Genomic DNA, 22,271 nt, shown 5'->3' with positions numbered 1-22,271 from the left:
TGGGATCTACGACGTCCGCGCCGTCCGTATGCGGAAGTCGGTCCACGGGGCCATGTCCATGTCGTCGCTCGTCTCCTCGTACCAGCCGGTTCCCTCGACCCAGGTGCGCAGCCAGTTTTCGAGGCTGGGCGCGTCCACGTACCAGGCGTGGTCGCTGGTGTCGGCGTTCGGCTCGAACAGCAGGACCGGCGCCTCGGGGGCGCGGCAGTCCACGCACGCGTACATCGCGCAGCCCCAGTGGGATATCGGCAGGACTCCCTCGGGCCAGGGCCAGTCGGGGTCCTTGCGGCCGCTCTCGCGGTTGGCGAGGTACTGCACGACGGCCGCGGGCTCGCTGGACGGAGGGCTGTCGAGCAGGGGCAGCAGGCCGTACTCCGGGCCGAATCCGCCGTCGCCTATGCGCAGGTAGAGCTCGGCGAGCAGCGGGGGCAGGGGGAAGCCCAGTGCGGCCTCGGCGCGGGCCGGGGCGGCCGTGTCCACGGGTTCGGGGAGGGAAGTCCAGCCCCACGGTCGGGTGTTGTGGGCCTTGGCCGCCACCCGTGCCAGCAACTGCTCGTTCTCGGTCATGCGTTCATGATGCAAGCCGGCACTGACAATCGAGCGGGGCCTGTGGACAACCCCCGGGTTGTGGACAACCGGCCGGCTACCAGCCCGTCGAGGCGAACGTCTGGTCCGTCCGCACGATTTCGCGCCCCATCGGCAGCAACGACACGGGGATCAGCTTGAAGTTGGCGATGCCCAGCGGGATGCCGATGATCGTGACGCACAGGAGAAGGCCGGTCGCGATATGGCCGAGCGCCAGCCACCAGCCCGCCAGGATCAGCCACAGGACGTTGCCGACGCAGGACGGAGCGCCCGCGTCCCGGCGCTCGACCGTGGTGTACCCGAAGGGCCACAGGGCGTAGACGCCGATACGGAAGGCGGCAATGCCGAACGGATGCCGATGATGGTGATGCAGAGAAGCACGCCCGCGACCAAGTAGGCGAGGAACAGCCAGAAGCCGCTGAGGACGAGCCAGATGACGTTCAGGATTGTCTTCGCTGGTGGGGACCTGCCATCTTTTCGAGCCGCGCGATCCGCTCGGCCATCGGCGGGTGTGTGGAGAACATCTTGGACAGCCCCTGTCCCGGCCGGAAGGGGTTCGCAATCATCATGTGGCTGGCCGTCTCGATGCGGGGCTCCGGAGGCAGCGGAAGCTGCTTGGTGCCGGTTTCGAGCTTGCGCAGGGCGCTCGCGAGGGCGCGCGGATCGCCGGTGAGCTGGGCTCCGGAGGCATCCGCCTCGTACTCCCTGGAGCGGCTGATGGCGAGCTGGATGAGGCTGGCGGCGAGCGGGCCCAGGATCATGATCAGCAGCATGCCGAGCAGGCCGGGGCCGTCATCGTCGTCCGAGCGGCCGATCGGGATCAGCCAGGCGAAGTTGACCAGGAACATGATCACGGAGGCGAGGGCACCGGCGACCGACGAGATCAATATGTCGCGGTTGTAGACATGGCTGAGCTCGTGCCCGATCACTCCGCGCAGTTCGCGCTCGTCGAGGAGGCGCAGGATGCCCTCGGTGCAGCACACGGCGGCGTTGCGCGGGTTGCGGCCGGTCGCGAAGGCGTTCGGTGCCTCCGTCGGTGAGATGTACAGCCGTGGCATGGGCTGGCGGGCCTGCGTGGAGAGCTCACGCACCATGCGGTACAGCGCCGGGGCCTCGAACTCGCTCACCGGGCGGGCACGCATCGCGCGTAGCGCCAGTTTGTCGCTGTTCCAGTACGCGTACGCGTTCGTGCCCAGCGCGATGACGACAGCGACGACGAGCCCCATGCGGCCGAAGAAGCTGCCGATGACGATGATGAGTGCGGACAGTCCCCCGAGGAGTACTGCGGTCCTGAGCCCGTTGTGCCGGCGGTGCACGGTACGCCCTCCAAGTGGTGCGGCAGGGGAACCCTTTGCTGGTCGATCTCTGATGCCACCGGTGCCGTGGTGACATGTCCAGTGGACCCTCCCGTACTGGTCAACGCCAGGCGAGGGTCTGGGGTTCCCTCGGGCGCGCGGCCCCGCCGGTGGGCCGTACGGGTGCCGCCGCCAGCTGCCTAGAAGAGGCCGGTGTCGGCGAAGCGCAGGACCAGTTGGGGGGCGCCGGACAGGACGACGGCCAGGACCGCGGTGACGGAGATGGCCGCGGTGACGGGGACGGGGACGACATGCCGGACGGGCTCGCCCTCGGGGGCGCGGAACAGCAGGGCCGTCCACTGGAGGTAGTAGAACAACGCGATCACGACGTTGACGGCCATGACCACGGCCAGCCAGCCCAGGCCGGCGTCGACGGCCGCCGAGAACACGGTGACCTTGGCGAACAGGCCGATGATGCCCGGCGGCAGTCCGGCGAGGCAGAGCAGGAAGAAGGCCAGGACCAGGGCGGAGACCGGATTCCGCGCGTACAGGCCTCGGTAGTCGGAAAGGCGGTTGAGGGATCGTGTACGGCCCACCAGTGCGGCCACGGCGAAGGCGCCGAGGTTCACGGCGCCGTACATGAGGGCGTAGGCGAGCGTGGAGCCGATGGAGCGCTCGGCGTCGTCGGAGTACGCGGCGGCGGCGATCGGTACGAGGAGGTAGCCGGCCTGGCCGACGGACGACCAGGCGAGCAGACGTACCGCGCTGTACGCGCGCGTGGCCTGCTGACGCAGGGCGCCGACGTTGCCGACGGTCATGGTGAGAGCGGCCAGGGCGGCGAGTGCCGGGCCCCAGACGTCGCCGTACGAGGGAAGCGCGATGACCGTGATCAGGATCAGGCCGGAGAAGCCGACTGCCTTGCCGACGACCGAGAGGTAGGCGGCGACGGGGAGGGGGGCTCCCACGTAGGTGTCGGGGACCCAGAAGTGGAAGGGGACGGCGGCTGTCTTGAAGGCGAAGCCGACGAGGGTGAGGACGACGCCGGTCTGGGCGAGGGTGTGGAGCTGTCCGTCGACGTTCTGGATGCGCTCGGCGATCTGGGTGAGGTAGAGGCTGCCGGTGGAGGCGTACACGAAGCTGATGCCCATGAGGCTGACGGCGGTCGCGGTGACCGAGGACAGGAAGAACTTCAGGGCGGCTTCGGAGGACTTGCGGTCGCCGTGGCGGAGGCCGACGAGGGCGAAGGCGGGCAGGGAGGCGACTTCCAGGGCGACGATGAGCGTCGCGAGGTCGCGGGAGGCGGGCAGGAGGGCGGCGCCCGCGGCGGAGGAGAGCAGCAGGAACCAGAACTCCCCCTCGGGGAGTTGCTTGGCGTCGTCCTTCAGCGCGGTGACCGACAGCAGGGCGGCCAGGAGGGCGCCGCCGAGGACCAGGAGCTGCAGGACGAGCGTGAAGCGGTCGGCGGTGTAACTGCAGGTGTCGGGCGCTCCGGTCAGGCAGAACGTGGAGCGGTCGCCGTCCAGGAGGGGCAGGAGCATCAGCGTCGAGGCGGCGAGGCCCGCGACCGACGCCCAGCCGAGCAGCGCCTTCCTGTCCTTGCCGACGAAGAGGTCGGCGACGAGGACGACGAGTCCGACGACGGCCGCGATGGTGGGCGGCGCGATGGCGAGCCAGTCGACGTCCTGGACGAGTGACGCGGCCGACGGCTGGGCCGGGGAGCTCATCGGGTGCCTCCTGCGAGAAGCTGCTGGACGGCCGGGTCGGTCAGGCCGAGGAGGGTTTTCGGCCACAGGCCGGCGATGACGGTGAGGGCGACGAGCGGGGTCCAGGCCGCGAATTCGTACGTCTGTACGTCGGTCAGCCTCGGTGCCTGCTGGGGTACGGCGCCCATGCAGACCCGGCGGACCACGATCAGCAGGTAGGCGGCGGTGAGCAGGGTGCCGAACGCGCCGATCGCCATGAAGGTGAGGAACGCCGGGCGGCTGAGCTGGTCGGCGGGTTCGAAGGCGCCGAACAGGGCGAGCATCTCGCCCCAGAATCCGGCGAGGCCCGGCAGGCCGAGGGAGGCGACCGCGGCGAAGGCGAGCAGGCCGCCGAGGCGCGGGGCCTTGCCGTACAGCGCCGCTCCGGTCTCCTCGGCGAGGGTGTCGAGGTCGGTGGTGCCGGTGCGGTCCTTCAGCGCGCCGACGAGGAAGAAGAGCAGGCCGGTGATGAGGCCGTGGGCGATGTTGGCGAACAGGGCGCCGTTCACGCCGGTCGGGGTCATCGTGGCGATGCCGAGCAGGACGAAGCCCATGTGGCCGACGGAGGAGTAGGCGATGAGGCGCTTGAGGTCGCCCTTCGCGCCCTGCTTGGCGAGGGCCAGGCAAGCCAGGGATCCGTAGATGATGCCGACGACGGCGAAGGCGGCGAGGTAGGGCGCGAAGTCGGCGAAGCCGTCGGGGGTGATCGGAAGAAGAATCCGGACGAACCCGTACGTACCCATCTTCAGCAGGACACCGGCCAGCAGGACCGAGCCGACCGTCGGAGCGGCGGTGTGCGCGTCCGGCAGCCAGCTGTGCAGGGGCCACATCGGCGTCTTGACCGCGAGCCCGAGACCGATCGACAAAACGGCGATGACCTGCACGGATGTGGTCAGCGAGCGGCCGTTGTCAGTGGCGAGTGCCACCATGTCGAATGTGCCCGCCTTGATCCCGATCAGGAGCAGGCCGAGCAGCATGACGACCGAACCGAGCAGCGTGTAGAGGATGAACTTCCAGGCGGCCTGGGTCCGCCCCTCGCCGCCCCAGCGGGCGATGAGGAAGTACATCGGGATCAGGACCATCTCGAAAGCGAGGAAGAACAGCAGCAGGTCGAGGACGGCGAAGGTGGCGAGGGTGCCGGACTCCAGGACGAGCAGCAGTGCGACGAACGCCTTCGGGGTCGGGCCCGCGGGCATCTTGAAGTACGAGTAGAGCGCGCACAGGAAGGTCAGCAGCGCGGTCAGGACCAGAAGGGGGAGGGAGATGCCGTCGATGCCGAGGTGGATGCGCACGTCGAGTGCGGGGATCCAGCTGATGTCCGTCGTGGCCTGCATCTTCGACGGCTGGTCGTGGTCGAAGCCGAGCGCGAGGACGATCGCGGCGATGAGGACCGCGCCGGTGACGGTCATCCCGTGCCGCAGCACCGCCTGCTCGGGCGACTTCCCCTTCAGCCCGGGCGGGGCCGGCAGGAGAGCGGCGGCGGCGCCGAGAAGCGGGCCGACGACGACGAACGCCAGAAGGAACTGCATCACGGACTCGTTGATATCGATCACGCCTGCTCACGCTCCCATGGCGACGAGGACGGCGGCGACCGCCAGGACGACGGTTCCGGCGAGCAGCGCGCTCACATAGGTCTGCACATTGCCGGTCTGGGCGCGCCGTACGGCGATGCCCAGCCAGCGAGGTAGGGCGCCCGCGCCGCGTACGTAGGTGTCGACGACCTCACGGTCGAGGAACCGGACGAGACTCGCGCCGGCCTGGACCGGGCGGACGAAGAGAGCCGTGTACACCGCGTCCAGGTGGAAGCCGACGGCCGCGTGCCGGTGCAGCGGGCCGAGCAGGAGGCGGCCCGGGTCCGCCGGGTCGGGCGCCGAGGCGACGTCTCCGTAGGCGGGCGCGTGGGTGGCGATGGCCTCGGCTTCGACCAGCGCTGCGTCGCCCTCGGGGTGGGCCGCGACCGCACCCAGCGGGACGCGGGCCGCGTGGGCGGTGGTGTGCCGCCAGGCCGCGTAGGTGACGATGCCGCCGACCAGGGCCACGCCGGTGCCGAGGACCGAGGTGGTCAGGGTCGGGGCGAGGTCACGGCCGTCGAACCAGTCGGGCAGCGTTCCGTAGGCGAACCCGCCGAAGGCGAGCGAAGGCACGGCCAGCACCCACAGCACCCCGGTCATGGTGAGCGGCTGCCGTCCGTGGTCCGGAGCCTCGGCTCCGTGGCCCCGGAAGGCCAGCAGCCACAGGCGCGTCGCGTACGCGGCGGTGAGCAGGGCCGTGAGCAGGGCGGCGACCAGGACGATCCAGCCCGCGGCGCCGGGGGCGTGCTCGGTGTGGCCGGTGGAGGCCCGCTCGGCGGCGCCGAGGACGGACTCCTTGGAGAAGAAGCCACTGAACGGCGGGATCGCGGCGAGGGCGAGGAGTGCCACGGTCATCGTCCAGTAGGCGTCGGGGACCCGGGCACGCAGGTCCTTCATACGGGACATGGCGGCCAGCGAGTTGGTGCCGGCGGCGTGGATGATCACGCCGGCCGCGAGGAAGAGCAGCGCCTTGAAGGCGCCGTGGGACAGGAGGTGGAAGACGGCGGCGCCGCGGTCGGCGACGGCGAGGGCGCCGGTCATGTAGCCGAGCTGGCCGATCGTCGAGTAGGCGAGGACGCGCTTGATGTCGTCCTGGGCGAGTGCGGCGAGGGCCGAGCCGGCCATCGTGACGGCGGCCATGACGGCCAGGACGACCATCGCGGCCTGGGAGGCCTCGAAGACCGGAAGGAGACGGGCGACGAAGTAGATACCGGCGGCGACCATCGTCGCGGCGTGGATCAGCGCGGAGACGGGGGTCGGGCCCGCCATCGCGTCGGGAAGCCAGGTGTGCAGCGGGAACTGCGCCGACTTGCCGGCCACGCCCGCGAGGAGCAGCAGGGCGATCAGCGTGGGGTGGTCGAGGCCGCCGCTCGCGACGGTGCCGAGGATCTTCGTGATGCGGAAGGACCCGGCGTCGGTGGCCAGCGCGAACAGGCCGATGAGGAAGGGGACGTCACCGAGCTTGGTCACCAGGAAGGCCTTGAGGGAGGCGGCGCGGGCCTCCGGGGTCTCCCAGTAGTGGCCGACCAGGAAGTACGAGCAGATGCCCATGATCTCCCAGCCGACCAGCAGCACCATCAGGTCGCCGGAGTAGACGACGAGCAGCATCGCGGAGGTGAACAGGGAGACGAGAGCGGCGTACGACGGGTAGCGCGGGTCGTCGCGCAGATAGCCGGTCGAGTAGATCTGCACGCAGGAGGCGACGAGCCCGACCAGGACGGCGACGAGGGCGGCGAAGCCGTCGATGTACAGGGCGAGTTCGATCGGGACCGAGCCGGTGGGCGTGAGCTCGGTGGCGGCGTTGATGGCCTGGCCGCCGCCCTGGTCGACGGCGACCAGCACCGCGAGGACGAGGGAGGTGAGCGTCGGCAGGATGGCGAGCGGGCGGACGTAACCGGGTGCCGTGCGGCCGAGGAGCAGGCCGGCGGCGGCGCCCAGGAACGGAAGGAGGGGGACGAGGACGGCGAGGGTGGTCGTGGTCACGCGGTGGCCTCAGCCTTCTCGTCGGCCTGCTCGTCGACGGGCGACTCGTCGGCGGGCGCCTCGCTCTCGTGGCCTTCGGCGGTGTCGCGGAGCTTGTCGATGTCCGAGGTACCGCGGTTGCGGTAGACGGCGAGGACGATCGCCAGGCCGATGCCGATCTCGGCGGCGGCGATGGCGATGGTGAACAGGGTCAGGGCCTGGCCGGAGTGCAGGGTCTCCTCGGCGGCCCGGCTGAGCCAGACGTCGAAGGCGACCAGGTTGAGGTTGACGGCGTTGAGCATCAGCTCGACGGACATCAGGACCAGGATCGCGTTGCGGCGGGCGAGGACGCCGTACAGGCCCGTGCAGAACAGGAGGGCGGAGAGCACGGCGGGATAGGCGAGGTGCATCAGCGGGCGCCTTCCTTGTCGGCCTTGGCGGCTCCCCCGCCATCCGGTCCGGCGGCTCCCCCGCCCTCCGGCCCGGCGGCTCCCCCGGCGGCCGCGGGCGTGGCGTCGGCCTTCGCCTTGCGGGACAGGACGATCGCCCCGACCAGGGCGGCGAGGAGGAGGACGGAGAGGGCCTCGAAGGGGAGGACCCAGTTCTGGAAGAGGGCCTTGCCGGTGACCTCGGTGGAGCCGGCGGGGGCGCCGTCGAGGTCGATCCAGGTGGTGCGGAAGGCGTCGACGACCACCCAGATCAGGGCCGCCGCGGCGGTGACGGCCACCGCGAGGGCGGCCCAGCGGTTGCCGGAGTCGGCGTCCGGGGAGCGGCCGATGGGGGCGCGGGTGAGCATCAGACCGAACAGAAGGAGGACGACGACGGAACCGACGTAGATGAGGACCTGCACCCAGGCGATGAACTCGGCGGTGAGCAGGAGGTACTCGACGGCGAGGCCGCCGAGGGTGACCACGAGCCACAGCGCGGCGTGCACCAGCTGCCGGGTGGTGACGGAGACCAGGGCCGCGCCGAAGGTGGCCAGGCCGACGAGGAGGAAGGCGATCTCGACGCCGGTCGGGGAGAGGAAGCCGTGGGCGTCCGCGGCGAGCATCACGCCTGTCCCTCCTCGGGTTCGGCCTGGGCGGCGGCGAGCTTCTCCGCGGCCTTGCGGGCCGCGGCGATCTCCTTGGGCTCCTCGGCGGCGGGGTCGAGGGCGGGCGGGGCCGGCACGGTCCACATCCACTCGCGGAGCTTGTCGCGCTCGTGGGTGAGATCGCGGATGTCGGTCTCGGCGTACTCGAACTCCGGGGACCAGAACAGGGCGTCGAAAGGACAGACCTCGATGCAGATACCGCAGTACATGCAGAGCGAGAAGTCGATGGCGAAGCGGTCGAGGACGTTGCGGCTGCGTTCGCGGCCGCCGGGGGCCGCCGCCGGGATCGTCTCCTTGTGGGAGTCGATGTAGATGCACCAGTCGGGGCACTCACGGGCGCACAGCATGCAGACCGTGCAGTTCTCCTCGAACAGGCCGATCACTCCGCGGGTGCGGGGCGGGAGGTGGGGCTGGGTGTCCGGGTACTGCGCGGTGACGGACTTCTTCGTCATCGTGCGGAGGGTGACGGCCAGGCCCTTGGCGAGGCCGGAGCCGGGGATGGGGGCCATTACTCGATCACCACCTTGACGATGCCGGTGAGGGCGATCTGGGCGAGGGCGAGGGGGACGAGGAGGGTCCAGGAGAGCTTCTGGAGCTGGTCCTCGCGCAGCCTGGGGTAGGTCACGCGCAGCCAGATCACGACGAAGGCGAGGAGGGCGGTCTTCAGCAGGGTCCAGACCCAGCCGAGCCCGTCCGCGCCCCAGGGGCCGTGCCAGCCGCCCAGGAAGAGGACGGTGGTCAGTCCGCACAGGACGACGATTCCGGCGTACTCGGCGAGGAGGAACAGGGCGAAACGCAGGCCCGTGTACTCGGTGTACGCGCCGAAGATGATCTCCGAGTCGGCGACCGGCATGTCGAAGGGCGGGCGCTGGAGTTCGGCGAGGCCGGCCACGAAGAAGACGATCGCGCCGACGATCTGCCAGGGCAGCCACCACCACTCGAAGGCGTCGAGGATGCCGGGGAGGGAGACCGTGCCGGCCGCCATGGCGACGGAGGCGGCGGCGAGGAGCATCGGGAGTTCGTAGGCGAGGAGCTGGGCGGCGGTGCGCAGGCCGCCGAGGAGGGAGAACTTGTTGGCGGAGGCCCAGCCGGCCATCAGCGCGCCGAGGACGCCCACGCCCATCACGGCCAGGACGAAGAAGACGCCCGCGTCGATGACCTCGCCGACGGCACCCTCGCCGGGGCCGATCGGGATGGCGAGGAGGACGAGGAGGTACGGCAGCAGGGCTACGGCGGGGGCGAGCTGGAAGATACGGCGGTCCGCGCCCGCCGGTACCACGTCCTCCTTCTGCGCGAACTTCACGCCGTCGGCGACGAGTTGGGCCCAGCCGTGGAAGCCGCCGGCGTACATGGGGCCGAGGCGGCCCTGCATGTGGGCCATCACCTTGTGCTCGGTCTGGCCGATCAGCAAGGGGAAGGTGAGGAAGACGACGAACACGACGAGGAGTCGCAGGGTGACGTCGAGCGCGTCGTTCACTGCGGGCCTCCAGCGGGGTTCTTCGGGTCTTCGGGGGGTTCGGCGGGGTCTTCGGTGGCTTCGGTGGGTACGGCGGTGTCCTCGGGGGGGTCCTCAGGGGGCGCCGGGGTCTCCTCGGGGGCGGGCTGCGGGGGCTCCTCGGAGGAGGGCGGGGCATTGGTGGGTGTCGGCCTGTCGGTCGGGGTCGGCTCGCCCGTCGCCACCGGCTCGCCCGTCGGCTCCGGCTCGTCCGTCGGCGCCAGCTCTTCCATGGAGGAGGGCGGGGCATTGGTGGGCGTCGGCCTGTCGGTCGGGGTCGGCTCGTCCGTCGGGGTCGGCTCGTCCGTCGGGGTCGGCTCGCCCGTCGCCACCGGCTCACCCGTCGGCGTCGGCTCGTCCGTCGGCGCCAGCTCTTCCATCGGCGCCGGCTCGTCGGTCGCCGTCGGCTCACCCGTCGGCGCTGCCTCCTCCGTGGGCGCCGGCTCGTCCATCGCCGCCTGCTCACCCGTCGGCGTCGGCTCCGTCGGGGCCGGTTCCTCGAAGGCCGGGCGGGCGTGGTGCCAGGGGGCGTCCGTGCTGCGCGGGGTCCTCGGCGGCTCGGGCGGTGTGTCCTCGGCCGCCGGGGGCTGGGTGCGCTGGGACGCGGAGCCCTCGCTCACGGTGCGGGAGCGGCGTGCGGCGCTGGCACCCGGGGCGGGCGTTCCGGCCGGACCGGGCGTCCCGGCCGCCGTCGTATCCGCCTGCTGGCTCGCCGAGCCCTCGCTCGCGCTGCGCGTTCGGCGCGGCGGGGTCGCCGCCGGGGCACCCTCCGCCGCAGGCGCCGTCACACCGGTCGCCGCCGCCTGGCTCGCCGAGCCCTCGCTCGCGCTGCGCGTTCGGCGCGGCGGGGTCGCCGCCGGGGCGCCCTCCGCCGCAGGCGCCGTCACACCGGTCGCCGCCGCCTGGCTCGCCGAGCCTTCCGGGGCCGACCGGGCACGCCGTACGGGCCGGTCCCCCGCGGCTGCGGCGCGCGCCGGACGCTCGCCCGCCGCGCGGCCCGCGCCCCGTGCCGGGCGGGCCGGGGCAGGCGGAAGCTGGCCCTTCAGCGGGCCCCACTCGTTCGGGTCGGGGACGCCGGGCGGGAGCATCTGGCGGCGCTTGGGGCCGCCGTGTTCGGACTCGCCCGGTTCCTTCGCGCCGGGCCAGGCCTTGGCGACGCGGGCGGCCAGGACGAAGTCCTTGCGCAGGGGGTGGCCCTCGAAGGTCTCCGGGAGGAGGAGGTGGTCCAGTGCCGGGTGGCCTTCGAAGGTGACGCCGAACATCTCGTGCGTCTCGCGTTCGTGCCAGGCCGCGCCCGCGTAGACCGTGATCGCGGACTCCAGTACCGGAGCCTCGTGCGGCACCGTCGTGCGCAGCAGCAGCCGGCGTACCGGGCCCAGGGCGGCCAGGTGGGCGGCGACCCGGAAGCCCGTGCCGGGTTCGTCGACCGCGCTCAGCCAGTCGAAGTACGTGCAGCCCAGCTCGTCACGTGCCGTACGCAGCGCCGCGGTCCAGGACGCCGGCGGGACGTCGACGGTCAGGACCTCGTAGGACTCCTCGGCAGTGGACTCCGCGCCGAAGAGCTCCTCGACGGGGGCGGGCAGCCAGCCGACCGTGCTCATCTCTCCTCCCCCGTGTCGGATGCCGCGCCCGATCCAGATTCCGCCGCCGACCGGGAACCAGGGCCCGCAGTCGATCCGTTGACCGAATCAGAGCCAGCCGCAGACCCGGAGCCCGAACCCGACCCGGACTCCGAACCCGATTCAGAACCAGCCGCCGCCAACCCATCCGCCGAAGCCGAAGCCGAAGCCACAGTCGACCCCGCGCCCGACCCGGCCCCCGACTCCGGCCCCTTCACCAACCCACTCCGCAAAGCCGCCGCCGAAGGACGCGCCACGCCGTACCGCTCCCCCAGCGACTCCCGGGCGATCTTCTCCTGGAGTTTCAGGATCCCCTGGAGCAACGCCTCGGGGCGGGGCGGGCAGCCCGGTACGTAGACGTCCACCGGGATGATCTGGTCGACGCCCTTGGTGACCGCGTACGAGTCCCAGTAGGGGCCGCCGCAGTTGCTGCACGCGCCGAAGGAGATGACGTACTTCGGCTCGGGCATCTGCTCGTACAGGCGCTTGACCGCGGGAGCCATCTTGTCGGTGACCGTGCCGGAGACGACCATCAGGTCGGCCTGGCGCGGGCCCGGCGCGAAGGGGATCACGCCGAGCCGGATGAAGTCGTGGCGGGCCATCGACGCCGCGATGAACTCGATCGCGCAGCAGGCGAGGCCGAAGTTGAAGACCCAGAGCGAGTAGCGGCGGCCCCAGTTCAGGACCACCTTCATCGGCTCGGGCGCGAGGCGGGCCAGCGCGCCCAGCCGCTTCGGCTCCGGCAGCAGCACGGGCTCGGAAGAGGAGGGGGTCACGTCCATGCCAGGACGCCCTTCTTGTATGCGTACAGCAGACCCACGGCCAGGAAGCCGAGGAAGATGAACATCTCGACGAGGGTGGTGGCGCCGTAGCCGGGCGCGGCGAAGACCGTCGCCCAGGGGAACAGGAAGATCGAGTCGACAGCGAAGATCACGTACAGAAAGGCATAGACGTAGTAGCGGACCTGGGTGTGGGCCCAGCCCTCGCCGACGGGGTCGACGCCGCACTCGTACGTCAGCAGTTTCTCGGGCGTCGGCACCACGGGCCGCAGCAGGCGCCCGGCGCCGAAGGCGACCGCGACGAACAGCACGCCGACCGCGGCGAGCAGTCCGACGACCGAGTAGGACTGGAAGTATTCCGCCGAGACGACGACACCCTTGTCCGCCGCGACGACGACGGTCGTTTCCGGCACGTCCGTCCCTCGCTCCCTGACCTCAGTGAACACAGCCGTTCGACGATCCAAGTTCGACGATCTAGTTCGACGATCTAGTTCGACGATCTAGTTCGACGATCTAGTTCGACGATCTAGTTCGACGATCTATACGCACGGGAGTCTAGGCCCTGCTAAAGCGAGCGTAAGCGGCCTGTCATGGCTTGTGGAGCGCAGGTGGGGTTTTCCCCCGGGGAGCGCGGCGGTCCGCCTCATGGCGCGAGCGCCGCTCGACCGGCACGCTAGCCCATATGACCGAACGCCACCCCTCCCCGAACCGCGCCCGCCGTGCCGAAGCAGCCGACGACGACCGGCCGCCGCCGGCCCGTTTCGCCTACGACCGGCACACCTGGAAGGAGATCGCGCATCTTCTGGCGAACCTCCCGATGTCGCTGTTCGGATTCGTCTATGTCGTGACGATGCTGTTCTCCGGAGTCGGGCTGACGGTGACAGTGGTCGGCTTCCCGCTGCTGGCGGCGGGGCTGATGGGCGCCCGGCAGCTGGGCAAGCTGGAGCGGAAGCGGGCCCGGGCGCTGCTCGGGGTGCGGGTGGACGAGCCGAGCCCGCTCAGGCTGCGCGGCAATCGGAACGGTTTCTTCGCACAGCTGTGGCTGATGCTGAAGGACCCGGTGGGCTGGCGCACGGTGCTGTACGACTTCATCCGGCTGCCCTGGGGCATTCTCACCTTCACCATCACGCTGACTTCGCTGTTCGTGCTGTGGCCGGTGCTGCCGTTCATCGCGCGGGGCCTGGCGAACGCGGACCGGGCGATGGTGCGGGGGCTGTTGTCGCCCTCCGACGAGCTGGAGCGTCGTATCGCCGAACTGGAGTCCGACCGAGGGGTGGTGGTCGACACGGCGGCCGCCGATCTGCGGCGCATCGAGCGCGATCTGCACGACGGCGCGCAGGCCCGGCTGGTCAATCTGGCGATGGGGCTCGGTCTGGCCAAGGAGAAGCTCCTGGAGGACCCGGACTTCGCCTCCGCGATGATCGCTGAGGCGCACGGCGAGGTGAAGCTCGCACTGCAGGAGCTGCGGGATCTCGCGCGCGGGATCCATCCGGCGGTGCTGACCGACCGGGGCCTCGATGCGGCGCTGTCGTCGGTGGCCTCGCGGTGCACGGTTCCGGTGAAGGTGACCGTCGATCTCGACGCGCGACCGGCCGCGGCCATCGAGGGCATCGCCTACTTCACCGTCTCGGAGCTGCTGCAGAACATCAGCAAGCACAGCGCGGCCCGGAGCGCCTCGGTCGAGGTGTGGCGGGCGAACGACCGGCTGCTGCTCCAGGTGTGGGACGACGGGCGCGGGGGCGCGCGGCTGGACGGCGGTACGGGGATGCGCGGCCTCGCGGACCGGCTCGGCGCCGTGGACGGGCTGTTCGTCATCGACTCCCCGCAGGGCGGCCCGACCACGGTGACGGCGGAGCTGCCGTGGCGCGACCGGGTGGTGGAGCAGGGGTAGGGAAAACCCCCCGTCCAAGACGCCGACGAACTCCATGGCCCGCCGACCTGCGCCCCAGGAGGGTGGAGGTAGCGCAGACACGCAGCGGCACGAGCAGAAACGGACGACGCCGATGGCCACGGAGTACGGACAGGGTTACGGGCTCGGTTTCCCCGAGAGTGAGCGCGAACACCGGCTGCCCGCCGGGCTGCGGGCACCGTTCGAGGCACGCCACTGGCGCGAGCTCGGCTATGTCCTGCTGAGCCTGCCGATCAGCATCCTGCTCTTCACCTATGCCGTCACCATGGTGTCGCTGGGGGCGGGACTGCTGGTGACGTTCCTCGGGATCCCGGTGCTGGCGGCGGGCCTGGCCGGCTGCCGCGGGTTCGGGGCGCTGGAGCGGGCACGCGCGCGTGGGCTGCTGGATCTGGAGGTCGCCGACCCGGAGCCGCTGCGGATGCGCAAGCAGGGCTTCATGGCCTGGATGGGCGCCGTCCTCAAGAGCGGCACCTCCTGGCGCTCCCTGCTGTACGCGGTGCTGCACCTGCCGTGGGCGGTCTTCTCCTTCGTGGTCGCGGTGAACTCCTGGGCCATCGGCTGGACCCTGCTGACGTACCCCCTGTGGTTCTGGCTCTTCCCGCTGTACGGCGGCCAGGGCGGCGTCCAGCTCTACGGCGACGAGACGCACCGTATCTACCTCGACAACGCGTTCGAGATCACCGTGACGGCGCTGGTGGGGCTGCTCTTCACGCTGGCGACGCCGTGGATCGTGCGGGCGCTGACGATGGTGGACCGGCTGCTGGTGCACGGGCTGCTCGGGCCGTCGCGGCTGGCCACGCGCGTGGTGGAGCTGGAGTCGGACCGCGGGGTCGTGGTCGACACGGCCGCCGCCGACCTGCGGCGCATCGAGCGCGATCTGCACGACGGCGCGCAGGCCCGGCTGGTGGCGCTGGCCATGGATCTGGGGCTCGCGAAGGAGAAGCTGGCGGAGGATCCGCAGGCCGCGGCCCGCATGGTGGACGAGGCCCACGGCGAGGTGAAGACGGCGCTGCAGGAGCTGCGCGATCTGGCCCGCGGCATCCACCCGGCCGTACTGACCGACCGGGGCCTGGACGCCGCGCTCTCCTCGGTGGCCTTCCGCTGCACCGTCCCGGTCGAGGTCCAGGTCGATCTGACCCGGCGGCCGGTGCCGGCGATCGAGGGGATCGCCTACTTCACCGTCTCCGAGCTGCTGCAGAACATCAGCAAGCACGCGCGGGCCACCTGGGCGGGCGTGGACGTGTGGCGGGTGGAGAACCGGCTGATGCTCCAGGTCGTGGACAACGGCGTCGGCGGCGCGGACACCTCCGCCGGGTCGGGTCTGGCGGGTCTCGCCGAACGCCTGGACGCGGTGGACGGGATCCTGGTGGTGGACTCCCCGGTGGGCGGACCCACCCGGATCACGGCGGAGCTGCCCTGGCGGGCCGTGTAAAACGCGCATCCCCTACGTCCGCCTCCGGACCCCCGGAGGCGGACGCGTCTGCATGTGCACGCGGCCGGAAACCAGCCCCTCCCGGCCGCGGGATCGGAGAACAGCAGGCCGGGTTGTCCACAGGCCCGGTGAGGACCGGCCGATCGCGCGATACTGAGGAGCCGTGGGACCAGGCCGGAGACAACCGGCCGGACGCAACAGGCTCGGGGGGCCGAACGTCGTGGAGGACAGGGTGCGGGTCGTCATCGCCGAGGATTCAGTGCTGCTCAGGGAGGGCCTGACCCGGTTGCTGACCGACCGTGGGCACGAGGTCGTCGCCGGCGTCGGTGACGGAGAAGCACTGATCAAGACCATCACGGAGCTCGACGGGCAGGGTGCGCTGCCGGACGTCGTCGTCGCGGACGTACGGATGCCGCCGACGCACACCGACGAGGGCGTGCGGGCCGCCGTACAGCTGCGCAAGGCGCATCCGGGACTCGGGGTGCTCGTGTTGTCACAGTATGTGGAGGAGCGCTACGCCACCGAACTGCTGGCCGGTTCCAGTCGGGGGGTCGGATACCTGCTCAAGGACCGGGTGGCCGAGGTGCGGGAGTTCGTGGACGCGGTGGTGCGGGTGGCCGAGGGGGGCACGGCCCTCGATCCGGAGGTGGTGGCGCAGCTGCTCGGGCGCAGCCGTAAGCAGGATGTGCTCGCGGGGCTCACCCCGCGGGAGCGGGAGGTCCTGGGGCTGATGGCCGAGGGGCGGACCAACTCCGCCATCGCGCGGCAGCTGGTGGTGAGCGACGGGGCCGTGGAGAAGCACGTCAGCAATATCTTCCTGAAGCTCGGGCTGTCCCAGAGTGACGGGGATCACCGGCGTGTTCTCGCGGTGCTCACCTATCTGAACTCGTGACGACCTGACACCGTGTCAGCCAGAGCCGGCGGCCGCCGCCGGGCGGGAGAACCACACAACGAGCGGGGAGCGTCTTCACAGGAAGCGCCGGGGGGCGTGTAAATCATGACAAGTCAGGGTGGCGAAGCGTCTCAAAACCGTGTCCATCATGCGAATGGCCCCGGGAAGGCGACCTTTACGGACGTAGGGTTGATCCTGTGGGAGGGCCTGCGGGAAGGCCTGTCCCCGACAGCCGCCTCGAAGGAGGTCCAGTTCAGTGACCAGCCAGGTCAGTAGCCCAGCGGAGCAGGCCGACGAAGCAGTACTGGGAGAGCAGCGCAAACCGGCGGCGGCGAAGGACGTACGCCGGCTGGACCGGGTGATCATTCGGTTCGCGGGGGACTCGGGTGACGGTATGCAGCTCACCGGTGACCGCTTCACCTCGGAAACGGCGTCCTTCGGCAACGACCTGTCGACGCTGCCGAACTTCCCTGCCGAAATTCGCGCCCCCGCCGGCACCCTGCCCGGCGTCTCCTCCTTCCAGCTGCACTTCGCCGACCATGACATCCTCACGCCGGGCGACGCGCCGAACGTGCTGGTCGCGATGAACCCGGCGGCGCTGAAGGCGAACGTGCAGGATCTGCCGCGCGGCGCGGAGATCATCGTGAACACGGACGAGTTCACAAAACGGGCCATGCAGAAGGTGGGCTACGACAGCTCTCCCCTGGAGGACGGCTCGCTGGACGGCTACCACCTGCATCCGGTGCCGCTGACGACGCTGACGGTGGAAGCCCTCAAGGAATTCGACCTCAGCCGCAAAGAGGCCGAGCGCAGCAAGAACATGTTCGCGCTCGGCCTCTTGTCGTGGATGTACCACCGGCCCACCGAGGGCACGGAGAAGTTCCTGAAGTCGAAGTTCGCGAAGAAGCCCGAGATCGCGGCGGCGAACATCGCGGCGTTCCGGGCGGGTTGGAACTTCGGCGAGACGACCGAGGACTTCGCGGTCTCCTACGAGGTCGCCCCGGCCGCCAAGGCCTTCCCCGTCGGCACCTACCGGAACATCTCCGGGAACCTCGCCCTGTCGTACGGCCTGGTCGCGGCCTCCCGGCAGGCGGATCTGCCGCTGTTCCTGGGGTCGTACCCCATCACCCCGGCCTCCGACATCCTGCATGAGCTCAGCAAGCACAAGAACTTCGGTGTGCGGACCTTCCAGGCGGAGGACGAGATCGCGGGGATCGGGGCGGCGCTGGGGGCGGCGTTCGGCGGTTCGCTCGCGGTGACCACGACCTCCGGGCCCGGGGTGGCGCTGAAGAGCGAGACGATCGGGCTCGCCGTCTCGCTGGAGCTGCCGCTGCTGGTGGTGGACATCCAGCGCGGCGGCCCTTCGACCGGTCTGCCGACCAAGACCGAGCAGGCGGACCTGTTGCAGGCGATGTTCGGCCGCAACGGCGAGGCACCGGTGCCGGTGATCGCGCCGTGCACGCCGGCCGACTGCTTCGACGCGGCGCTGGAGGCGGCCCGGATCGCGCTGACGTACCGCACCCCGGTGTTCCTGCTCTCCGACGGCTACCTGGCGAACGGCAGCGAGCCGTGGCGGATCCCGGAACTGGACGAACTCCCGGATCTGCGTGTGCAGTTCGCGCAGGGTCCGAACCACACCCTGGAGGACGGCTCGGAGGTCTTCTGGCCGTACAAGAGGGACCCGCAGACCCTCGCCCGTCCCTGGGCCGTGCCCGGCACCCCGGGTCTGGAGCACCGCATCGGCGGGATCGAGAAGGAAGACGGCACCGGCAACATCTCCTACGCCCCCGCCAACCATGACTTCATGGTCCGCACCCGGCAGGCGAAGATCGACGGTATCGACGTACCGGAGCTGGAGGTCGACGATCCGCACGACGCCAGAACCCTGGTCCTGGGCTGGGGTTCGACCTACGGCCCGATCACCGCGGCCGTGCGCCGGCTGCGCACCGCGGGACATGAGATCGCGCAGTCGCATCTGCGGCACCTCAACCCCTTCCCGAAGAACCTCGGTGACGTCCTGGGGCGGTACGACCGCGTCGTCGTCCCCGAGATGAACCTCGGTCAGCTCGCCACGCTGATCCGGGCGAAGTACCTGGTGGACGCCCACTCGTACAACCAGGTCAACGGAATGCCGTTCAAGGCCGAACAGCTCGCAACGGCTCTGAAGGAGGCCATCGATGGCTGAGACGTCCAGGGAAGGCACGGGCACGATCGAGGCGCTTTCACTCGTTCCCAAGGCCGAGGCCAGGCAGTCCATGAAGGACTTCAAGTCCGATCAGGAAGTGCGCTGGTGCCCCGGTTGCGGTGACTACGCGATCCTGGCCGCGGTGCAGGGCTTCATGCCCGAACTCGGCCTGGCGCGGGAGAACATCGTGTTCGTCTCGGGGATCGGCTGCTCCTCGCGTTTCCCGTACTACATGAACACGTACGGAATGCACTCGATCCACGGCCGCGCGCCCGCGATCGCGACGGGTCTGGCGGCCAGCAGGCGGGATCTGAGCGTGTGGGTGGTGACCGGTGACGGCGACGCCCTGTCGATCGGCGGCAACCACCTGATCCACGCCCTGCGCCGGAACGTCAACCTCAAGATCCTGCTGTTCAACAACCGGATCTACGGCCTGACGAAGGGCCAGTACAGCCCGACCAGCGAGGTCGGGAAGATCACGAAGTCGACGCCGATGGGCTCCCTGGACGCGCCCTTCAACCCGGTGTCGCTGGCGATCGGCGCGGAGGCCTCCTTCGTCGCGCGGACCGTCGACTCCGACCGCAAGCACCTCACCGAGGTGCTCCGCCAGGCGGCCGCCCACCCCGGCACCGCGCTGGTGGAGATCTACCAGAACTGCAACATCTTCAACGACGGCGCCTTCGACGTCCTGAAGGACAAGCAGCAGGCGGAGGAGGCGGTGATCCGGCTGGAGCACGGGCAGCCGATCCGCTTCGGCACCGACGGTGCCCGGGGCGTGGTCCGGGACCGGGCGACGGGTGACCTGAAGGTCGTGACGGTGACGCCGGAGAACCAATCCGAGGTCCTGGTGCACGACGCCCACAGCGCGTCGCCGACCACGGCCTTCGCCCTCTCCCGCCTCGCCGACCCCGACACGCTCCACCACACCCCGATCGGCGTCTTCCGCAGCGTCGAACGCCCGGTCTACGACACCCAGATGGCCGACCAGCTGGACACGGCCATCGAACAGAACGGCAAGGGCGACCTGGCCGCGCTGCTGGCGGGCGGGGACACCTGGACGGTCGTCGGCTGACCGCCGGCCGGACACCAGGGCCCGGGTACCGGAGGGTGCCCGGGCCTTTGGTTCAGCCCCGCCCCTTCTCCGCGTCGTACGCCTCCCGCGCCTCCTGCACCGCGCCCATCCGCTTCGCCGTCCACTCGGCGAGCCCCCGCACCTGTTCCGCCGCCTCGCGGCCCAGGTCGGTCAGGGAGTAGTCGACGCGCGGGGGGATCACCGGCTTGGCGTCGCGGTGGAGCATGCCGTCGCGTTCCAGGGTCTGGAGGGTCTGGGTCAGCATCTTCTCGCTGACCGGACGGACGCCGCTGATCGCGCGGCGCAGTTCGCTGAAGCGGTGGGGGCGCTCCAGAAGATGGATCAGGACCAGCACGCCCCAGCGGCTCGTCACATGCTCCAGCACCAGGCGGTACGGGCACATCGTCTCGCCGTCGGGCTGCCATTCCTTCTCGGTCGCCGGACTCTCCACACTTACTGCCATGCAAGTACCTTACTTCAAAGTGGGTACTTACGAATAGTTAGTACATCTCCTAGGGTTAGTGCCTGACCACCCCACAAGGAGTTGCAGAATCATGAGCATCGTCGTCACCGGAGCCACCGGAAGTCTCGGCCGCCACGTCGTGGAGCAGCTGCTGGAGAAGGTTCCCGCCGACCGGATCACCGCCGTCGTCCGCACCCCGGAGAAGGTGGCGGACTTCGCGGCCAAGGGCGTCAGGATCGCGGTCGCCGACTACAACGCGCCCGAGACCTTCGACGGCCTGTTCGCGGCCGGCGACAAGGTGCTGCTGGTCTCCGGCAACGAGTTCGACAAGGGCCGCGTCGGCCAGCACAAGGTCGTCATCGAGGCCGCGAAAACCGCCGGTGTCGCCCTGCTCGCCTACACCAGCGCCCCCGGGGGCCTGACCGCCGCGCTCGCCGACGACCACCGCGGCACCGAGGAGGCGCTCACCGGCTCCGGTGTGCCCTACGTTCTGCTGCGCAACGGCTGGTACCACGAGAACTACACCGAGAACCTCGCCCCCACCCTGGAGCACAGCGCCGTCGTGGCCGCCGCAGGTGAGGGCCGGGTCTCCTCCGCCTCGCGCGCCGACTACGCCGCGGCCGCCGTCGCCGTACTGACCGGTGAGGGGCACGAGAACAAGACGTACGAGCTGGGCGGCGACGAGGCGTGGAGCTTCGCCGAGTACGCGGCCGAGCTCAGCCGGCAGACCGGCAGGGAGATCGCCTACAACGCCGTCTCCGCGGAGGCCATGAAGGGCATCCTCGGCGGCACCGGGATGCCGGCGCCGTTCGCCGACATCCTCGTCGGCGTCGACGCCTCCATAGCCAAGGGCGAGCTGGTGGTCTCCTCCGGCGACCTGTCCCGTCTCGCGGGCCGTCCGACCACGCCGTTCTCCGAGGCCATCGCCGCCGCGATCAAGGGCTGACGGCCGTCCCGGGCCTGTCATGACCGTATGGCGATACGGGCATGACAGGCCGGGGTGATCGGCGCTACCTTCTTCCAGGCGAGTACGACCAGAAGGAGGGCCCGTGAGCGGGAAGCCGAAGGGCGAGCGGCACATAGGTTTGCTGAACGGCTTCGCGGCTTACGGGATGTGGGGGCTGTTCCCCCTGTTCTTCCCGCTGCTGAAGCCCGCCGAGCCCTTTGAGGTGCTGGCCCACCGCATGGTGTGGTCCCTCGTCGCGGTCGCCGTGGCCCTGCTGGTCGTACGGCGCTGGAAGTGGGCCGGTGAGCTGCTGCGCCAACCGCGCCGACTCGCGCTCATCGCGGTCGCCTCGGCCGTCATCGCCGTCAACTGGGGCGCCTACATCTGGGCCGTGAACAACGACCGGGTGGTCGAGGCCTCGCTGGGCTACTTCATCAACCCGCTGGTCACCATCGCGATGGGCGTGCTGCTCCTGAAGGAGCGGCTGCGGCCCGTGCAGTGGGCGGCGGTGGGTGTCGGCTTCGCCGCCGTCCTGGTCCTCACGATCGGCTACGGACGGCCGCCGTGGCTCTCGCTCGTCCTCGCCTTCTCCTTCGCCACCTACGGTCTGGTGAAGAAGAAGGTGGGCCTCGGCGGCCTCGAATCGCTGGCCGCCGAGACCGCCATCCAGTTCCTGCCCGCGCTGGCCTATCTGCTGTGGCTGACGGCCGACGGCGGCTCCACCTTCGCCACCGAGGGCCCCGGGCACGCGGTCCTCCTCGCCACCACCGGCCTCGTCACCGCCCTGCCGCTGGTCTGCTTCGGGGCGGCGGCCATCCGCGTGCCGCTGTCCACGCTGGGGCTGCTGCAGTACCTGGCGCCCGTCTTCCAGTTCCTGCTCGGCATCCTCTACTTCCGCGAGGCGATGCCCGCCGAGCGCTGGGCAGGGTTCGCGCTGGTCTGGCTGGCCCTGACGCTGCTGACCGCCGACGCCTGGCGCTCCGCGCGCCGCTCCGCCCGTGCGCTGAGGGCCGAGACCAGCAGGCCCAGCGCCACCATCACGACCGGCACCACCAGCGCCGTACGGAACGCGGACAGTGTGTCCTCGGGTCCCGATCCGGTGGACGCCAGGCCGTAGACGGCCGTCACCGCCGAGATGCCGATCGCGGAGCCGAACTGGGTCGCCGTGTGCAGCAGCCCGCTCGCCAGCCCCTGCTCCTCCTCGGCGACCCCGTCCGTCGCCGCGCCCCGT

General features: G+C 70.5%; 20 protein-coding genes and 1 pseudogene. 7 read left to right on the top strand and 14 right to left on the bottom strand.

Translation table 11 applies throughout. From position 1 onward, the window contains the following. Nucleotides 1-6: 6 nt before the first annotated feature. The 13 genes and pseudogenes from RMT89_RS25540 to RMT89_RS25480 all read right to left on the bottom strand — a co-directional run bounded on the left by RMT89_RS25540 (nucleotide 7) and on the right by RMT89_RS25480 (nucleotide 12,554). Nucleotides 7-567 carry an SMI1/KNR4 family protein gene (locus RMT89_RS25540; RefSeq protein WP_315886128.1) on the bottom strand — a complete coding sequence of 187 codons (561 nt, stop codon included), beginning with the start codon at nucleotides 565-567 and terminating at the stop codon, nucleotides 7-9. Nucleotides 568-643: 76 nt separating this feature from the next. After that, nucleotides 644-1,032 (bottom strand): annotated as a pseudogene (locus RMT89_RS25535) (YccF domain-containing protein). Next, nucleotides 1,026-1,901: a zinc metalloprotease HtpX gene (htpX, locus tag RMT89_RS25530; RefSeq protein WP_315886127.1), complete on the bottom strand. Its 876-nt coding sequence runs from the start codon at nucleotides 1,899-1,901 to the stop codon at nucleotides 1,026-1,028. Before htpX ends, RMT89_RS25535 begins: the two are co-directional and overlap by 7 nt. A gap of 179 nt (nucleotides 1,902-2,080) precedes the next feature. After that, nucleotides 2,081-3,604 (bottom strand): NADH-quinone oxidoreductase subunit N, encoded by a 1,524-nt coding sequence (locus RMT89_RS25525; RefSeq protein ID WP_315886126.1) that lies wholly within the window; start codon nucleotides 3,602-3,604, stop codon nucleotides 2,081-2,083. Then, a complete protein-coding gene (locus RMT89_RS25520) occupies nucleotides 3,601-5,175 on the bottom strand; it encodes an NADH-quinone oxidoreductase subunit M (RefSeq protein WP_315886125.1) in 1,575 nt (524 codons plus the stop codon). The genes RMT89_RS25525 and RMT89_RS25520 overlap by 4 nt, the downstream gene beginning before the upstream one ends. Nucleotides 5,176-5,181: 6 nt before the next feature. Continuing rightward, on the bottom strand, nucleotides 5,182-7,176 hold the full coding sequence (locus RMT89_RS25515; RefSeq protein ID WP_315886124.1) for an NADH-quinone oxidoreductase subunit L: 1,995 nt from the start codon (nucleotides 7,174-7,176) through the stop codon (nucleotides 5,182-5,184). Then, on the bottom strand, nucleotides 7,173-7,565 hold the full coding sequence (gene nuoK, locus RMT89_RS25510) for an NADH-quinone oxidoreductase subunit NuoK (protein WP_315886123.1): 393 nt from the start codon (nucleotides 7,563-7,565) through the stop codon (nucleotides 7,173-7,175). The genes RMT89_RS25515 and nuoK overlap by 4 nt, the downstream gene beginning before the upstream one ends. After that, nucleotides 7,565-8,206 (bottom strand): NADH-quinone oxidoreductase subunit J, encoded by a 642-nt coding sequence (locus RMT89_RS25505; protein WP_315886150.1) that lies wholly within the window; start codon nucleotides 8,204-8,206, stop codon nucleotides 7,565-7,567. Before RMT89_RS25505 ends, nuoK begins: the two co-directional genes overlap by 1 nt. Next, nucleotides 8,206-8,757, bottom strand: coding sequence for an NADH-quinone oxidoreductase subunit I (locus RMT89_RS25500; protein ID WP_315886122.1), 552 nt, complete (start codon nucleotides 8,755-8,757; stop codon nucleotides 8,206-8,208). The genes RMT89_RS25505 and RMT89_RS25500 overlap by 1 nt, the downstream gene beginning before the upstream one ends. After that, the gene (locus RMT89_RS25495; RefSeq protein ID WP_315886121.1) at nucleotides 8,757-9,725 is read right to left on the bottom strand and encodes a complex I subunit 1 family protein; all 969 of its coding nucleotides are present in this window, start codon (nucleotides 9,723-9,725) and stop codon (nucleotides 8,757-8,759) included. The genes RMT89_RS25500 and RMT89_RS25495 overlap by 1 nt, the downstream gene beginning before the upstream one ends. Next, complete coding sequence (locus tag RMT89_RS25490; protein WP_315886120.1) at nucleotides 9,722-11,344, bottom strand: NADH-quinone oxidoreductase subunit C; 1,623 nt, start codon at nucleotides 11,342-11,344, stop codon at nucleotides 9,722-9,724. Before RMT89_RS25490 ends, RMT89_RS25495 begins: the two co-directional genes overlap by 4 nt. Beyond that, nucleotides 11,341-12,144 carry an NADH-quinone oxidoreductase subunit B family protein gene (locus tag RMT89_RS25485; RefSeq protein ID WP_315886119.1) on the bottom strand — a complete coding sequence of 268 codons (804 nt, stop codon included), beginning with the start codon at nucleotides 12,142-12,144 and terminating at the stop codon, nucleotides 11,341-11,343. The genes RMT89_RS25490 and RMT89_RS25485 overlap by 4 nt, the downstream gene beginning before the upstream one ends. Next, entirely contained in the window at nucleotides 12,135-12,554 is a 420-nt protein-coding gene (locus RMT89_RS25480) for an NADH-quinone oxidoreductase subunit A (RefSeq protein WP_315886118.1), read from the bottom strand. Before RMT89_RS25480 ends, RMT89_RS25485 begins: the two co-directional genes overlap by 10 nt. 269 nt (nucleotides 12,555-12,823) lie before the next feature. Between RMT89_RS25480 and RMT89_RS25475 the strand changes: the two genes are divergently transcribed. The 5 genes from RMT89_RS25475 to RMT89_RS25455 all read left to right on the top strand — a co-directional run bounded on the left by RMT89_RS25475 (nucleotide 12,824) and on the right by RMT89_RS25455 (nucleotide 19,631). After that, on the top strand, nucleotides 12,824-14,032 hold the full coding sequence (locus tag RMT89_RS25475) for a sensor domain-containing protein (RefSeq protein WP_315886117.1): 1,209 nt from the start codon (nucleotides 12,824-12,826) through the stop codon (nucleotides 14,030-14,032). Nucleotides 14,033-14,144: 112 nt separating this feature from the next. Further along, on the top strand, nucleotides 14,145-15,482 hold the full coding sequence (locus RMT89_RS25470) for a sensor domain-containing protein (RefSeq protein WP_315886116.1): 1,338 nt from the start codon (nucleotides 14,145-14,147) through the stop codon (nucleotides 15,480-15,482). Nucleotides 15,483-15,714: 232 nt separating this feature from the next. Continuing rightward, the gene (locus RMT89_RS25465; protein ID WP_315886149.1) at nucleotides 15,715-16,374 is read left to right on the top strand and encodes a response regulator transcription factor; all 660 of its coding nucleotides are present in this window, start codon (nucleotides 15,715-15,717) and stop codon (nucleotides 16,372-16,374) included. A 256-nt stretch (nucleotides 16,375-16,630) separates the two neighbouring features. Then, nucleotides 16,631-18,559, top strand: coding sequence for a 2-oxoacid:acceptor oxidoreductase subunit alpha (locus RMT89_RS25460; RefSeq protein ID WP_315886115.1), 1,929 nt, complete (start codon nucleotides 16,631-16,633; stop codon nucleotides 18,557-18,559). Next, a complete protein-coding gene (locus tag RMT89_RS25455; protein ID WP_315886114.1) occupies nucleotides 18,552-19,631 on the top strand; it encodes a 2-oxoacid:ferredoxin oxidoreductase subunit beta in 1,080 nt (359 codons plus the stop codon). The genes RMT89_RS25460 and RMT89_RS25455 overlap by 8 nt, the downstream gene beginning before the upstream one ends. Nucleotides 19,632-19,683: 52 nt before the next feature. On the opposite strand, the gene RMT89_RS25450 is transcribed toward RMT89_RS25455, so the two are convergent. Next, the gene (locus RMT89_RS25450; RefSeq protein WP_315886113.1) at nucleotides 19,684-20,094 is read right to left on the bottom strand and encodes a helix-turn-helix domain-containing protein; all 411 of its coding nucleotides are present in this window, start codon (nucleotides 20,092-20,094) and stop codon (nucleotides 19,684-19,686) included. A gap of 91 nt (nucleotides 20,095-20,185) precedes the next feature. Between RMT89_RS25450 and RMT89_RS25445 the strand changes: the two genes are divergently transcribed. After that, complete coding sequence (locus RMT89_RS25445; RefSeq protein WP_315886112.1) at nucleotides 20,186-21,040, top strand: SDR family oxidoreductase; 855 nt, start codon at nucleotides 20,186-20,188, stop codon at nucleotides 21,038-21,040. 166 nt (nucleotides 21,041-21,206) lie between these two features. After that, the gene (gene rarD, locus RMT89_RS25440) at nucleotides 21,207-22,157 is read left to right on the top strand and encodes an EamA family transporter RarD (RefSeq protein WP_399498483.1); all 951 of its coding nucleotides are present in this window, start codon (nucleotides 21,207-21,209) and stop codon (nucleotides 22,155-22,157) included. Nucleotides 22,158-22,271 lie beyond the last annotated feature (114 nt).

The sequence above is a fragment of the Streptomyces sp. P17 genome (genome assembly GCF_032436805.1).
In the GTDB taxonomy this organism is placed as follows: Bacteria; Actinomycetota; Actinomycetes; order Streptomycetales; family Streptomycetaceae; genus Streptomyces.
This window is presented reverse-complemented; position numbering and strand designations above follow the sequence as displayed.